This window comes from Cobetia sp. PS-4MA, assembly GCF_057670765.1.
In genome coordinates this window covers 3,557,097-3,572,580 of the sequence record NZ_CM173107.1, presented here as the reverse complement: position 1 = coordinate 3,572,580, position 15,484 = coordinate 3,557,097, and the positions used below count along the sequence as shown (strand labels likewise).

The following is a 15,484-nucleotide window of genomic DNA, read 5'->3' as shown; positions in this document are numbered from 1 at the left end:
CAGGGCGGCGTCCGTTCTCAGTCGACGTCTTCGAGAGTGAGCGTCATGTCGGCGGCCTTCTGCAGACTGCTTTCCTGGGTCAGGTCATCACAGATCAGACTGTGATCCCGATATTCTTCTGCCAGGCTCAGTCGCAATTCGTCGCCCTTGGCGCTCAATTGCGTGCCGAGGACAGGCTGTTCAGGGCGTGAATGATTGAGCATCACGGCGATGCGCAGCAGGCGTGCCAGACGGGCGAGGCGTGGCTGGAGCGTCAGCGGCAGATTGGCAAGCTCCCGGCTGGCGAACTTGCGACGATGGGCGCGTACCAGGAAAGCGAGCGCCTTCTGCTCCGGTCGCGAGAACCCCTGCAGGTCGGAATGCTCGATCAGGTAGGCGCCATGACGATGGAACTGGCTATGCGAGATGGCCAGCCCGACTTCATGCAGTTCGGCCCCCCAGGCCAGCATCTGGCGGGAGGTTGCCCCCAGTGACCACGCATCCGCGACCTGGTCGAACAGCGCCAGCGCGGTATCGCGCACGTTGGCCGCATGGCGGGTGTCGATACCATAGCGACGGCGCAGCAGATCGATGGCCGCGATGCGCGAGTCTTCCGCCGTATTGCGACCGATCAGATCAAACAGCACGCCTTCGCGCAACGCGCCATCGGAGTAGCGGATCTGCTCGAGTTCCAGGGCTTCGAAGATACCGCACAGGATCGCGACCCCGGCCGGGAAGACGCTGGCGCGGTCACTTTTCAGGCCTGGCAGGCTGACCTTGTCGAGACGCTTGAATCCCAAGAGAGCGGTGCGCAGACGATGGAGTCCCTCGCGAGTCACCAGGCCGTGTGCTGCCCAGCCATGGGCTTCCATCACGCTGGCGGCTGCCTTGATGGTGCCGGAGGAGCCGACGGGGTCGTCCCAGCCCAGCTCGCGATAGCTGCGCTGTATGCTGGCCAGCTCCGAGCGAGCGGCCAGTTCGGCACGGCGCATGCGTTTCTCGCTGATCTCGCCGTCAGAGAAGAATGCCTTGGTATAGGCCACGCAGCCCATGTGCAGACTTTCCAGCAACAGCGGCTCGAACTGTTCACCGATGATGAATTCCGTCGAGCCGCCGCCGATGTCGATGATCAGGCGCTTGCCATGCACATCGGCCAGGGCATGGGCGGCCCCCAGATAGATCAGGCGCGCTTCTTCACGGCCGGCGATGATCTCGATGGGATGTCCCAGCAATTCCTCGGCGCGATCGATCAATGTCTGGCTGTTGTGCGCGGCACGCAGCGCGTTGGTGCCGACGATGCGCAGATGCTCCGCCTCGATGCCATCCAGGAAGGGCGCGAACTGTGCGAGGCAGTTGAGCGCACGCTCCATGGCATCTTCACTGAGCATGCCGTCTTCATCCAGGCCAGCTGCCAGCTGGATCTTCTCGCCCTGCTTGGCCACGACCTGCAATTGTCCGGCCTGATGATTGGCCAGCAGCAGATGGAAACTGTTGGAGCCGAGATCGATGGCGGCCAGCTTCAACAGTGGTGCATCGTCACTGGTGTCTGTGGCAGCGGGGGAGCTGTCAGGTAGAGAGGAGGCTGAATCACTCAAATGCATGGTCCTTGTGGCAGGTCCTGCTGGCAGGCCTTGCGCGAACGGGCGCTGCTACATGCGCTGTCCTCGAGGGCAGGGCGCCATGTGCCAAGCCGTCCACGCTGCGGAGTATCACGGTAAAGAATGCAATGTCAGTCTGGATCAAGGTTGCGGCGACTTGTGTGAGGTGTCAAACCTCATGGCATGTCGTCGGCAGGATCGGTCGAGAGTGGGGCATGTCAGAGACAGGGCGTGGTAGTCTACTGGTGCGACATGACAGTCGTGCGAAGCGCCAGAGAGCGATGCCTCTCGTGCAAGGCGCTCGCGTGACACCGCCCGTCCCGGGACTTGCCGTCATCGTCGTCACGCTGAAGCATCATCATTTACCTGCAGGAAGATCAGCAAGGCCGATGTGGCCTGGGAGATAACGTCGCGATGAGCGAACGTGTGGCACCGATTTCAGAAAGAGACTTTGAATCCGTGGTGTTGGAGAGCGAGCAGCCGGTACTGGTGGATTTCTGGGCCTCCTGGTGTGGGCCGTGCAAGACGGTGGCCCCGACACTCGAGTCGCTGGCGGAGGAATATGAAGGGCGGTTGAAGATCGTCAAGGTCGATGTCGATGAGGCCCCTGAGCTGGCGTCCCGTTTCGGCGTTCGTGGCGTGCCGACCCTGATGCTGTTCCTGTCCGGAAATGTCGAGGCCAGCAAGGTCGGGGCGATGCCTCGTGCGCAATTGGCCGCCTTCCTGGATGCCAACCTGTGATGGGGGATGACGCCGTCAGTTGAGCGGCGGCCCCGTCCCCCGGGCTGCGCTGGCATGGCCTCTGAGCACGGGACTTGCGTTCGAGGTGAAGCTTGACTACCATCGAGGCGTTCGCCTGATTACACGCTCTCTGATTGCGTCATGTCGACCGTCCCACGGTCCCCCAGTTGTCAGCCAGCCCTCTGGTAATTCTGTCCTTCTATTCACAGGTCAGCCACCAGGCGATTCATACCGCTAGATTCCATATCGAGAAGACTTTTACGTCAGGAAGCACGACGCCCCATGTCCTTGCGGACGGGCTGCAGTCGCTCGACACTCCGTTGCCGAATCCGTTGTACGGCCGTGGTGAGTGATCTTTCCTGAACCTTTGGCACCTGTATTCTTTCCACTCAGGCGCTTGCCCCCGGGAATGCTGTCGAGATCAGCCTGCACTCACACAGTACAGTGTCAGTCTCTGCCTCCTGCTCGTCTTCTCGATTCCCTTCTTATCTTCAGCCCTGCTGACACGAGCTACGTTCAAACAAGCCGATGAATCTTACCCAACTCAAGCAAAATACCGTCCCGGAACTGCTGGAACTCGCCCAGACCATGGGGATCGACAACCTGGCACGTTCGCGCAAGCAGGACATCATCTTCGCCATCCTCAAGAAGCACGCGAAAAGCGGCGAGGATATCTATGGTGATGGTGTGCTGGAAATCCTGCAGGACGGCTTCGGCTTCCTGCGCAGTGCGGATTCTTCCTATCTTGCTGGCCCCGACGACATCTACGTTTCCCCGTCCCAGATTCGCCGCTTCAATCTGCGCAAGGGCGATACCATTTCCGGCAAGATTCGTCCGCCGAAGGAAGGGGAACGTTACTTCGCGCTGCTCAAGGTCAATCAGATCAACTTTGACCGTCCCGAGAACGCCAAGCACAAGATCCTGTTCGAGAACCTGACGCCGCTGTTCCCGCAATCGCGTCTGCTGATGGAAATCGGCAACGGTTCCACCGAGGACATCACCTCGCGCATCCTGGATCTCACGGCCCCGATCGGCAAGGGACAGCGTGGTCTGATCGTGTCACCGCCCAAGGCGGGCAAGACGATGATGCTGCAGAACATCGCCGCCTCCATCACTCGCAACAACCCCGAATGTCACCTCATCGTGCTGCTGATCGATGAGCGTCCCGAGGAAGTCACCGAAATGTCGCGCACCGTGCGCGGCGAAGTCGTGGCCTCCACCTTCGATGAGCCGCCGGCCCGTCACGTCCAGGTCGCCGAGATGGTGATCGAGAAGGCCAAGCGTCTGGTGGAGCACAAGAAGGATGTCGTCATCCTGCTCGATTCCATCACGCGTCTGGCGCGTGCCTACAACACCGTGGTGCCGTCCTCCGGCAAGGTGTTGACCGGTGGTGTCGATGCGCATGCCCTCGAGAAGCCGAAGCGCTTCTTCGGTGCCGCGCGCAACATCGAGGAAGGCGGCAGTCTGACCATCCTCGCCACGGCACTGGTCGACACGGGTTCCAAGATGGACGAAGTCATCTTCGAGGAGTTCAAGGGCACCGGTAACATGGAAGCGCACCTCGATCGCAAGCTGGCCGAGCGTCGTGTCTTCCCGGCACTCAACATCCGTCGTTCCGGTACGCGTCGTGAAGACCTGATCGCGTCTGAAGATGAAATGCAGCGCATGTGGATCCTGCGCAAGCTGCTCAATCCGATGGAAGACGTAGCCGCGACCGAATTCCTGATCGACCGCCTGAAAGATACCAAGACCAACCTCGAGTTCTTCGAGGCCATGAAGCGCCGCTGAGCCGATGTCCTGAGTTGACGAGGCAATGCCATGGATTCCCCACGTGATTCCGCTCAATGACGGAATCACGTGGGGAATCAGCACTTCCCGAGACGCCCATCTCCTGATCAGGAGATGGGCGTCTTGCGTTGTCGGCCTGCCGACTATCGGCTGGCAATGGTATGCTCGGAACCTGATCAAGCCGACCGGAAACTCCCATGCAGTATCGAGACTTGCGCGATTTCATCGCGGCGCTGGAAGAGAAGGGCGAACTCAAGCGCATTCGTGCCGAGGTGGACCCTTACCTGGAGATGACCGAGATCTGCGATCGCACCCTGAAGGCGGGTGGTCCGGCGTTGCTGTTCGAGAACGTCAAGGGCCACAGCATGCCGGTGCTGGGCAATCTGTTCGGCACGCCGCGTCGTGTGGCGCTGGGCATGGGGCAGGAATCGGTCGAGGCACTGCGCGAAGTCGGCGAGCTGCTCGCCTTCCTCAAGGAGCCGGAGCCGCCCAGAGGCTTCCGTGATGCCTGGGACAAGCTGCCGATCTTCAAGCAGGTGATGAGCATGGGCCCCAAGCGGGTCAAGCGTGCGCCCTGTCAGGAAGTCGTGCTGGAAGGGGATAATGTCGATCTCGACATGATTCCGATCCAGCACTGCTGGCCCGGAGACGCCGCGCCGCTGGTGACCTGGCCGCTGGTGATTACCCGCGGGCCGCACAAGGAGCGTCAGAACCTCGGCATCTACCGTCAGCAGAAGCTTGGCAAGAATCGGCTGATCATGCGCTGGCTGGCGCACCGTGGCGGGGCTCTGGATTTCCGTGAGTGGCAGAAGGCCCATCCGGGTGAGCCCTTCCCGGTCGCCGTGGCGCTGGGGGCTGACCCGGCGACGATTCTGGGCGCTGTCACTCCGGTGCCGGATACGCTGTCCGAGTATGCCTTCGCGGGGCTGCTGCGCGGCTCGCGCACCGAGCTGGTCAAATGCGGCCTGTCGGAGCTCGAGGTGCCGGCCAGCGCCGAGATCATTCTCGAAGGCTATCTGTATCCGGATGACATGGCACCGGAAGGCCCCTACGGCGATCACACCGGCTATTACAACGAGGTCGAGACCTTCCCCGTCTTCACCATCGAGCGCATCACCCATCGGCGCGATCCGATCTATCACTCGACCTATACCGGGCGTCCACCGGATGAGCCGGCGATTCTCGGTCTGGCCCTCAATGAGGTCTTCGTGCCGATTCTGCGCAAGCAGTTCCCGGAGATCGTCGACTTCTATCTGCCGCCGGAGGGATGCTCCTACCGCATGGCGGTGGTGACGATGAAGAAGCAGTACCCCGGCCACGCCAAGCGCGTGATGATGGGAGTCTGGAGCTTCCTGCGCCAGTTCATGTATACCAAGTTCGTGATCGTGCTGGATGATGATGTCGATGCCCGCAAGTGGGAAGATGTCATCTGGGCCATCACCACGCGGATGGACCCGAGCCGTGATACCGTTCTGGTCGACAATACGCCGATCGACTATCTCGATTTCGCCTCGCCAACGGCGGGGCTCGGCTCCAAGATGGGCATGGATGCCACCAACAAGTGGCCCGGCGAGACCGACCGCGAATGGGGCGAGCCCATCGTGATGAGCGACGAGATCGTCTCGCGGGTCGATGAGCGCTGGGACAGTCTGGGCATTCTGGATTGAGTCTCACCTGACCATCACCACTCATGCATTTACCCTGCCTCGGCGCCAGGCGTCGCGGCAGGCTTCAGACAACAAGAGGATACGATGACGGCGCGGACCCTGACCTGTCATGTCGAGAGTGTGGAAGACCTGACCCCGGACGTGTTTCGTGTGCGCTTTGCCGCACGTCCCGAGGCCCTGGCGCATGCGCCGGGCCAGTATCTCGAGATGAAGCTCGACGACACCACCTGGGTACCGTTCTCCATCGCCAACGCTGCCAAGGGAGATGGCGTGCTTGAGCTGCATATCCAGCACTGGCCGGAGCGCAGCAACTCGGCGCGTCTGCGCAGCCTGCTGGTCGCGGCCAATCAGCTGGAGTTGCGCCTGCCGAATGGCGAATGCGTGCTCGATCTCGACGACCCCAGTCCCATCGTGCTGATCTGTGCCGGTACCGGATTCTCGCAGATGCATGCCATGTTGCAGGCAGCGTTTGCACACGGCCTCAATCAGCCCATCGAACTGTGGTGGGCCGCGCGTGAGCGTCGGGATCTGTATCTGGAAAGCGCCGCGCTCCACTGGGCCGCCAGTCAGCCCAATTTCCGCTACGTGCCGGTACTGGAAGAAGCGCCTGAGGCGGGTGATGCCCACCATCAGGCACTGGAAGCGGCTGGGGTCGAGGCAAGCTTCAATGGCCATATCGGACGTATCGATGATGCGCTGCGAGCGCATGCGGAGAGCATGGCAGGCAAGCGCGTCTATCTGTCGGGCTCGCCCGGCATGGTCTATGCCTGTGTCGATGCGCTGACGCCGCTGGGGGTCGAGGCCGGCGCGCTGAGCTCCGATGTCTTCAGTTATGCACCACGCGAGCCGCTGCTGGATCCGGCGCTGGTATCCGGCTGAAGCTGCCTGACGTTGCCTGAAGGAGTCGAGTGAATGAGTCAGTCCCCCATCCTGATCACCGGTGGCGCCCAGCGACTGGGGCGCTACTGCGCCGAACGTCTGGTGGATGATGGCCATCCCGTCATCATCAGCTACCGACGTGAGCGCGAAGAGCTCGATGCCCTGCGGGCGTTGGGTATCCGCACCGTCCAGGCGGATTTCTCCAGTGAGGCGGGCATCCAGGCCTTCATCGCGACGATTCGTGAGATGACGCCGACGTTGAGGGCCATCGTGCACAATGCCAGCGACTGGGCGCCGGATGGTGGGGCGGAGGAGCGCGGCGAGATGTTCGAGCATCTGTTTCGCGTCCACATGCAGGCGCCGTATCTGATCAATCTGGCGCTGCGTGATCTGCTGGAGGCAGGTATCGAGACTCAGGCCGACATCGTCCACATGAGTGATTTCGTGGTTCAGAAAGGCTCGCGCAAGCATGCGGCCTACGCGGCCAGCAAGGCGGGGCTCGAGAATCTGACCTTGTCGTTCGCATCGATGTTCGCGCCACGCATCCAGGTCAACACCATCGCGCCGGCGCTGATCATGCTGCGCCCGGACGACGATGATGACTACGCCGAGCGAGCGAGGGCCAAGTCTGCGATGCAGAGTGTGCCGGGCCCAGGGGTGATCTGGCAGGCGCTGCGTTATCTGCTGGACAGTCCCTATGTCACGGGCACGACACTGCCGGTGGATGGCGGACGTCATCTCACGTGACGGGTGTTTCCTGCCGGTGTCCGGGTAGCCTCCAGGGATCGAGGCCCGGCAGGGCAGCATGAAAAAGGCCCCCGCTGAGAAGCGGGGGCCTTTTTCGTTGATGCGACGTCGTGTGGTGACGCAGCGTTTGCCGCCAGTGCTTGCAGGCAGTGCCTACAGAATGTGGCGGCCTTCGACGGCGGTGAACTGGCCTTTCTTGAGCGTTGGCCCCATGTTCTGACCGGAGGGAGCGCCGCCCGGATTTTCCAGCGTGATCACCAGGTCGCTGTCGGGGAAGGCGGCCAGATATTCCTTCGGCACTTCCACCTTCATGGTGCCGGAGTGCGGCAGGATGCCCAGTGACATCGGCTCCTTGCCATCCTTGGCCATCAGCCACAGCTCGCAGACCTTGCCGGGGGCCGGGGCGTTGGGGCTGACGGCCTGGACCATCATCTCACCCGAGTGGGAGGCATTGACGATCCAGCCGGGGCTGCTGTCAGGGTTGCTGACCACGAACACGTAGTCGCTCTCCATGCTCTCGTTCTGACCCAGACTGAAGGTCAGGCTGACGGCGAGTGCGAGGCTGAACGCCGTGGCCGTCATGCCTTGCCACAGGCCCAGGCGACGCCACCACGGCTGCCGGGCGGTGCCCGTCGCCTCGGCGATGCCTTGCCAGACATCGGCGGGCGGTGCGACAGGGGGCAGCTGTTCATTGAACACGTTCAGGTGTTCGCGCCAGCGCTCCACATCGCGCTGCAGGTCGTGACTCACGGAGAGCAGCGATTCGAAAGCGGCGCGCTCACTGCGTGTCAGGGTTCCGAGCGCGTACTCGCCCGCTGCGGTTTCACGCAGTTCGGGATCGCTCAGATCAAATGACTCATGCATGTCTTTAACCTCTCGAGTCCACGTCGGACCCAGCTCTTGACGGTGCCCAAGGGCTGGTCCAGTTGGTTGGCCAGATCCTGGTGGGTGAGGCCTTCGAAGTAGGCCAGTTCCAGGGCGCGGCGTTGATCGTCATTCAGCTCGGCCAGACACTGGTGGAGTTCACCACTGTGCTGGGCCAGGTCGACATCTGCCTCGATATCACTTCGACCGGGCATGGCAGCGATCAATTCGTCGCTGTCGTGCTCGCTGGGTCGCTGTCGACGTATCCAGTCGATGGCGATGTTGCGGGTCATGGTGCCGAGCCAGGTCATCGGGCGGGCGCGGCCGGCGTCATACTGGCCGGCGGCGGCCCATACCCGGATGTAGACCTGCTGAAGACAATCCTGCGCGGATGCCTCATGCCTCAAGATACGCAGCAACTGAGCGTATAGATGCGCACTGGTTGCGCGATAAAGTCGATCCAGTGCCTTGGCATCCTGCCGGGCACATCCCGACAGATACTCTATCAGTGCATCATTTCGGGAATCCTGCATGTATGCATTCCAAGCTGTGGGCGCGGTGTCAGGCACCGCTGGACGAATGCGCGTTGCCGATCATGTCGTTCGACAACCAAAGGTTATACTGATGCCACTCCGGGCTGATAGTCCTTCTTTATACGTGCAGGCAACGGTTTGTTGCCCGATCACGCTTGCGTGCGACGTTTCGTAGTGCAAGGATAGAGTCATCGACGCTTCATCGTCATCACTGGACACCGGCCCGACCCATGAATCAATCCTCAAGCTCCCGCCTTCGCACTGCCGCTGCCTGCCCTTCGGGTCAGCTGGCGTCGGCTGCGTGTGCGGCTGGTTATTGGTATTGGTTTACACAGGGGCGCGCCTGAGGTTACGGCGTGCCTGTCTCGTACGGGCTGCCACCACCTTGAAGAACCCCCGGTCGCAGCCACGACCGGGGGTTCTTGCGTTTGGGCCCGGCAATCTCTCATGACGAGAGAGGCGTGCCACCCTAACGTGCCAACGATGATTGCAGCATGAATGACTGGAGGAATGACCATGCGTACCACGATCCCGACTACCCGCTTCTCTTTCGCTTCCGCTCGGGTCGTGCATGGTTATTGGCGCTGGCGATTTAGCGGCGTCCTGCCTCTTTCCGCTGTCACCGCGGGGCAGGGCGAGCAACATCGGGGTGACGATTCGCGAAGTCCCTGTCTGTCAGAGTGAATATTGCGTGATGAAGCCGAAGCTTCGTCACAGGAGAGAAGACCATGAACGCCAGCCTTGAACGCGTGTTGACGAATGACCCGCACACAGCCGATACCACTGTCGACACCATGACCGCCGAGACTACCCCCGTGACCCGCTTCGATGCCGCCCAGACACCGACCACTCCCGGACGCATCAGTCGTGAAGCCCTGCCCAGCGCCAGCGAATTGCGCGCGCAGCTGCCGGTGGATGCTGACCTGGCCGGCCAGATTCGCCAGCACCGCGCTGAGATCAACGCGATTCTTGCCGGGGAGGATGATCGTCTGCTGGTGGTGGTCGGCCCGTGTTCCATCCATGATCTCAAGGCCGCGCGTGAATACGCCCAGCGCCTTGCGGTGATCGAACCGCAGGTCCGTGATCGCCTCAAGCTGGTGATGCGTGTCTATGTCGAGAAGCCGCGCACGACGGTGGGCTGGAAGGGGCTGGCCTATGATCCGCATCTGGATGGCAGTGATGACATGGCCAGCGGCCTGCGTCAGGCGCGTGAACTGATGCGCGAGATCAATCAGCTGGGCCTGCCGGTGGCGACGGAGCTGCTGCAGCCCCTGACGGCCGCCTACCTGGAAGACCTGCTCGGCTGGGCGGCCATCGGGGCACGCACCACCGAGTCACAGATCCACCGCGAGATGGCCTCCGGCCTTGGCTGCGCCGTAGGCTTCAAGAATGGAACCGATGGTGGGGTCGAGGTCGCCGTGCAGGCGATCGGTGCGGCAGCTCACGGGCATCGCCACTTCGGCATGGATGACAGCGGGCGCCCGGCGCTGATCGAGACCGCGGGCAATCCCCACACCCACGTGGTGCTGCGGGGCGGCCATGGTCAGCCCAACTACGATGCAGACTCGGTGGCCGCCTGCCGGCGAGAGCTGGAAGGGGCCGGTCTGACACCGCGACTGATGGTCGACTGCAGTCATGCCAACTCGCGCAAGGACCACCGTCGTCAGAGCGCAGTGATGCTGGATGTGCTCTCCCAGCGTCTGGCCGGTGATGGCGCCTTGATCGGCGTGATGCTGGAAAGCCATCTCAACGAGGGCAAGCAGGCATTGCCGGCAGCGGACAAGCTCTCGCAGCTGCGCCATGGCGTTTCCGTGACCGATGCCTGTCTCGGGTGGGAGACGACGGAGCATCTGCTGAGTCTGGCGGCAGAGCGTCTGCGAGACGCCTGACCCAGACACCACCCTGCTGGTGAAGCCCTCTTTCCTCACGGCTGACGGAGCAGGTCTCGCGCTTGTGAATTCCCCGCGCCCGATGGTCATGCGACCGTCGGGCGCTGTCGTTTGCATGAGGCGTATCGTTCGCGTCATACGACTGTCATTTGGTTCGCGTATCACTCTTGTTGCCCTTGGCGGCCCCACAGGGGCCAGGCCTGAAAAGAACAACCCGCAACCTGACTACGGGGAAGCAGCATGAGCAAGGAAATTGAAGATCATCGCCTACTGAATGCCAGTCACAACGAGACATTCTCTTCCATCATCGACAAGCACCTTTCCCGTCGTCGCGTGTTGCAGGGTGGTCTGGGCATGGCGGCTGCCAGCATGCTGGGCGGCTTCGGGCTGGCGGGCCTGAGCGGTGCGGCCAATGCCGACAGCGGCAAGACCACAGGGACTCCGGCGAAGACACCGCTGGCGCTGGCCTTCGAGTCCATCAAGGGCTCTCGCACGGATGCCTTCGTGGTACCTGCAGGGTATACCGCCCATGTCCTGGCACCGTGGGGCACTCCGCTCAACGACAAGGCACCGCAGTGGAGTGAATCGCTGGCGATGACGCCGGAGGCCCAGCTCAACAGCATCGGCATGCATCACGACGGCATGCACAACTTCGCGCTGAGCGAAGACACCGCCTCCAGCAATTTCCTGCTGGTGATGAACAATGAGTACATCGATCAGGATGCCCTGTGGGCGCCCAAGGGCGGCGCGACCAATGCGGAGTCCGGCAAGCGCCCGGCCGATGAAGTGCGTACCGAGATCAATGCCCACGGCGTGACCGTCGTCGAAGTCAAGAAGGATGCCGGCGGCAAGTGGGATGTGGTGAGCAACTCCGGCTACAACCGTCGCTATACCAGCGCCAGCGAGATGGTGTTGAGTGGCCCGGTGGCAGGCAGTGATTACGTCAAGACTGCCTTCTCTCCGGATGGCACGCGCACGCGTGGTACCAACAACAACTGCGCCAACGGCTATACCCCCTGGGGCACCTACCTGACCTGTGAGGAGAACTGGCCGGGGTACTTCGTCAAGCGCAGTGATCGTCAGAGCGATGATGATCGCATCGGCATCGAGACCGAGCGTGGCCGCTACGGCTGGGAAACCGCCGCGGGAGATGCCAGCGAAGTCGATGGCGAATTCGCGCGCTTCGACAATACGCCGACGGCGGACAGTGCCGACAAGGATTATCGCAATGAGCCACGTACCTTCGGCTACATCGTCGAGATCGACCCCTACACCGGTGAGAAGGCCGTCAAGCGCACCGCGCTGGGACGTTTCCGCCATGAAGGCTGCTGGCCGGGCAAGCTGGTCGAAGGCGAGCCGGTGGTGTTCTATTCAGGCCATGACTCGCGCAACGAATACATCTACAAGTTCGTCTCCGATGCCAGATGGGAGGCCGCCGATGCGCACGTGCCGGGAGCCGACAAGAATCGCCTGACGATCGGTGACAAGTATCTGGACAAGGGCACGTTGTATGTTGCCCAGTTCTCCGCCGACGGTACTGGCAAGTGGCTGAAGCTGACGCCGGACGCCGTGACCAGGGATGGCCGGACGCTTGCCGCTGCGCTGGGCCTGGCGGCCGATGATCTGGCCGGCGTCATCATCCATACCGCGGACGCGGCGGATCTGATGGGCGCCACGCCGATGGACCGCCCGGAGTGGGGTGCCGTCGACCCGGCTTCCGGTGAGGTCTACATGACACTGACCAACAACTCCAAGCGCACCGAAGAGGGTACCGCGGCTGCCTTCACCAATGACGGCAAGGCCATCGAGGAGCCGGGAGTCGGTTACAAGACGGCGCCGACCAATGCCGCCAACCCGCGCGGTGGCAACGAGGCAGGACAGATCATCCGCTGGCGTGAGGCAGGGGATCACACCGCCTTCGATTGGGAGATCTTCGTGTTCGGCGCGGCGGCCAGTGACGCCGACAACCTGTCCGGCCTGACCGAGATGAATGAATTCGCCAGTCCGGATGGCCTCTACTTCGACGAACGTGAGGACGAGCAGGGTATCCTGTGGATCCAGACGGACAACGGCTACGCCGGTGTGGCGGACGCCACCAATGACCAGCTACTGGCGGTCGTGCCGGCCGCGCTTCAGCAGGCCGAAGGGGATGCTGCCGTGATCGGTGCCGATAACCAGGCACAGCTCAAGCGCTTCGCGGTTGGCCCGAACGGCTGTGAAGTGACCGGCATCTTCGCGACACCTGACAGGACGGCGTTGTTCGTCAATATCCAGCATCCCGGCAACTGGCCGCAGAGTGTGGATGCGACTGCCGAAACTGACGGCAGTGTGCGCCCGCGCGCCGCGACCGTCGTCATCCAGCGTGAAGATGGTGGTCAGATCGGCGTCTGATCCGTTGAGCGCTTGATCCGATCGTCAGCTGCCAGGCCCCCGCATCCAGGATGCGGGGGCCTTTTCATTGTCTGGTTGGGGGGCAGAAGGATCGGGACAGGAGGACTGGGACAAGGCTTGTCTGCTCAACGCAGACTGCCCCCACGCAAGCGTGAGGGCCGAGAGTCAGGTGAATGGACTGCGCCGGATGAGGCGGGCCCGAGCGGGGCGCGATCAGGCCTTGGCAGCGTAGGCGAACAGCAGGGTTTCCTGCACGCTGATCGGCTCTGCATCGCCGGCATCCAGTTGGGTGTAGTGACCATCGCTTTCCAGGCGCCAGCTCTGGCAGTTGTCGACCAGATAGGTGTCCAGGTCCTTGCGGATGCGCTGCGCCAGCTTCTTGTCGAGCAACGGGAAACAGGTCTCGACGCGATGGAACATGTTGCGCTCCATGAAGTCCGCGCTGGAACACCAGGTCTCCGGCTGGCCGGCATTGTGGAAGTGGAAGGTGCGAGTATGTTCCAGGAAGCGACCGATCACCGAGCGGACGCGGATATTGTCGGAGATGCCCGGAACGCCCGGGCGCAGACAGCAGACCCCGCGGATGATCAGATCGCACTGCACGCCCGCGCGTGAGGCGCGATACAGCGCGCGGATCAGCTTGGGTTCGGTCAGTGAGTTGCACTTGATGATGATGTGGGCGCGCTTACCCTTCTCGGCGTTGCGCGCTTCCCGGTCGATCATCTCCACCAGCCGCTCATGCAGCGTGAAGGGGGCATGCAGCAACTTCTCGATATTGCGTTGCTTGCCCATGCCGGTCAGCTGCTGGAAGACCTTGTGCACGTCCTCGCACAAGGTCTCGTTGGACGTCAGCAGGCTGTAATCGGTGTACAGGCGCGCCGTCTTGGCGTGGTAGTTGCCGGTGCCGAGGTGCGCATAGTGGCGCAGTTCGCCATTTTCTCGCCGCACGATGTGCAGCATCTTGGCGTGGGTCTTGTAGGCCATCACCCCGTAGATGACGATGGCGCCTGCCTCCTGAAGGCGGGAGGCCAGCTGCAGATTGTCGGCTTCATCGAAGCGGGCGCGCAGCTCGATCACCACGGTGATCTCCTTGCCCTGGCGTGCAGCTTCCACCAGCGAGGAGACGATGTTGGAATCGGCTCCGGTGCGATAGAGCGTCTGCTTGATGGCCAGCACGTTCGGGTCGCGCGCTGCCTCGGCCAGCAGACTCTCGACCGGCGAGAACGACTGGAAGGGGTGATGCAGCAGGATGTCCTCGCGGCGAATGGCATCAAACAGGCTGTTGTCACTCTTGAGTGCCTTGGGCGTGCCGGGAGTGAACGGTGCGTAGAGCAGGTCCTCGCGGCCCACGTCGCCGATGACTTCCATCAGGCGATTGAGATTGACCGGTCCCTTCACCTGATACAGGTCTCGCTTCTCCAGCTCGAACTGCTTGAGCAGGAAGGTGTAGAGCGCCTCCGGACAGTTGTCCGCCACTTCCAGGCGCACGCCATCGCCGTAACGCCGCGCCAGCAGCTCGCCGCGCAGCGCCGAGGCCAGATCCGAGACATCCTCGGCATCCACCGAGAGGTCGGCGTTGCGCGTCAGCCGGAACTGGTAGCAGCCCTTGATCTTCATCCCCGGGAACAGTTCCTGGGCATGGGCATGAATCATCGAGGACAGGAAGACGTACTCGGTATAGCCGCTCTCTGCGAGCGCTTCCGGCACGCGAATCAAGCGCGGCAGCGAGCGCGGAGCCGGAAGAATGGCCAGGCCGCCCTCGCGCCCGAAGGCGTCCTTGCCTTCCAGCTCGACGATGAAGTTGAGGCTCTTGTTGACCAGGCGCGGGAAGGGATGTGATGGATCAAGCCCGATCGGGCTGATGACCGGCTGAATCTCTTCCTCGAAGTATTCGCGAACCCAGGCTTTCTGGGCGTCGTTCCACTGATTGCGACGACGGAAGCGGATGTGTTGCTCTTCAAGCGCCGGAATCAGTTCTTCGTTGAGGATGCGGTACTGGCGCTCCACCTGCTCGTGGGTGATGCGCGAGATCTCATCGAGCACCTTGCCGGGCAGCATGCCATCCGGGCCGGGCTCGGTGCGGTCGAAGGCGATCTGATGCTTGAGACCCGCCACGCGGATCTCGAAGAACTCGTCCATGTTGGACGTGAAGATCAGCAGGAACATCAGCCGGTTGAGCAGCGGATGCGAAGTGTCCTGCGCCTGTTCCAGTACCCGGATGTTGAACTGCAGATTCGACAGCTCACGATTGAAATACAGGGCGGGGTCGGCCAAGTCGGCTTCGGGGGAGGGCGTGACCTTGGCGTGAATGCCCTTGCGCGTGCGATTGATGCGCAGGGGCGGAGGTTCAAGGGCTGGCGGCTCGTCGGTGACCAGCTCCATGTCGCCCTCTTTCCCCCGGGACGCCG

The 15,484-nt window shown here is 62.3% G+C and carries 11 protein-coding genes; 7 read left to right on the top strand and 4 right to left on the bottom strand.

Going from position 1 to position 15,484, the window contains the following annotated elements; translation table 11 throughout:
* Nucleotides 1–17 precede the first annotated feature (17 nt).
* Nucleotides 18–1,580, bottom strand: coding sequence for an exopolyphosphatase (gene ppx, locus AC26AR_RS15000; protein WP_084207823.1), 1,563 nt, complete (start codon nt 1,578–1,580; stop codon nt 18–20).
* A 411-nt stretch (nt 1,581–1,991) separates the two neighbouring features.
* Between ppx and trxA the strand changes: the two genes are divergently transcribed.
* The 5 genes from trxA (at nt 1,992) to folM (ending at nt 7,399) form a co-directional block, all read left to right on the top strand.
* Nucleotides 1,992–2,318 (top strand): thioredoxin, encoded by a 327-nt coding sequence (trxA, locus tag AC26AR_RS14995; protein WP_077377859.1) that lies wholly within the window; start codon nt 1,992–1,994, stop codon nt 2,316–2,318.
* 528 nt (nt 2,319–2,846) lie between these two features.
* On the top strand, nt 2,847–4,106 hold the full coding sequence (gene rho / locus AC26AR_RS14990) for a transcription termination factor Rho (RefSeq protein WP_077377862.1): 1,260 nt from the start codon (nt 2,847–2,849) through the stop codon (nt 4,104–4,106).
* Between the two features lie 197 nt (nt 4,107–4,303).
* Entirely contained in the window at nt 4,304–5,773 is a 1,470-nt protein-coding gene (ubiD, locus tag AC26AR_RS14985) for a 4-hydroxy-3-polyprenylbenzoate decarboxylase (RefSeq protein WP_488107275.1), read from the top strand.
* Nucleotides 5,774–5,857: 84 nt separating this feature from the next.
* Nucleotides 5,858–6,652, top strand: coding sequence for an FAD-binding oxidoreductase (locus AC26AR_RS14980; RefSeq protein ID WP_077377867.1), 795 nt, complete (start codon nt 5,858–5,860; stop codon nt 6,650–6,652).
* A 33-nt stretch (nt 6,653–6,685) separates the two neighbouring features.
* Nucleotides 6,686–7,399 (top strand): dihydromonapterin reductase, encoded by a 714-nt coding sequence (folM, locus tag AC26AR_RS14975; RefSeq protein WP_077377870.1) that lies wholly within the window; start codon nt 6,686–6,688, stop codon nt 7,397–7,399.
* Nucleotides 7,400–7,552: 153 nt separating this feature from the next.
* Here the strand turns inward: folM and AC26AR_RS14970 are convergent, their stop codons facing one another.
* Together AC26AR_RS14970 and AC26AR_RS14965 are read right to left on the bottom strand one after the other, a co-directional pair.
* Nucleotides 7,553–8,263 carry an anti-sigma factor gene (locus AC26AR_RS14970; RefSeq protein WP_077377873.1) on the bottom strand — a complete coding sequence of 237 codons (711 nt, stop codon included), beginning with the start codon at nt 8,261–8,263 and terminating at the stop codon, nt 7,553–7,555.
* Complete coding sequence (locus tag AC26AR_RS14965; protein ID WP_084207827.1) at nt 8,242–8,796, bottom strand: sigma-70 family RNA polymerase sigma factor; 555 nt, start codon at nt 8,794–8,796, stop codon at nt 8,242–8,244. Before AC26AR_RS14965 ends, AC26AR_RS14970 begins: the two co-directional genes overlap by 22 nt.
* Before the next feature lie 794 nt (nt 8,797–9,590).
* On the opposite strand from AC26AR_RS14965, the gene AC26AR_RS14960 reads away from it, so the two are divergent.
* Together AC26AR_RS14960 and AC26AR_RS14955 are read left to right on the top strand one after the other, a co-directional pair.
* On the top strand, nt 9,591–10,685 hold the full coding sequence (locus tag AC26AR_RS14960; RefSeq protein ID WP_488107913.1) for a 3-deoxy-7-phosphoheptulonate synthase: 1,095 nt from the start codon (nt 9,591–9,593) through the stop codon (nt 10,683–10,685).
* A 240-nt stretch (nt 10,686–10,925) separates the two neighbouring features.
* A complete protein-coding gene (locus tag AC26AR_RS14955; protein ID WP_279875656.1) occupies nt 10,926–13,076 on the top strand; it encodes a PhoX family protein in 2,151 nt (716 codons plus the stop codon).
* Between the two features lie 213 nt (nt 13,077–13,289).
* Here the strand turns inward: AC26AR_RS14955 and ppk1 are convergent, their stop codons facing one another.
* On the bottom strand, nt 13,290–15,458 hold the full coding sequence (gene ppk1, locus AC26AR_RS14950; protein ID WP_488107912.1) for a polyphosphate kinase 1: 2,169 nt from the start codon (nt 15,456–15,458) through the stop codon (nt 13,290–13,292).
* Between the last annotated feature and the right edge of the window lie 26 nt (nt 15,459–15,484).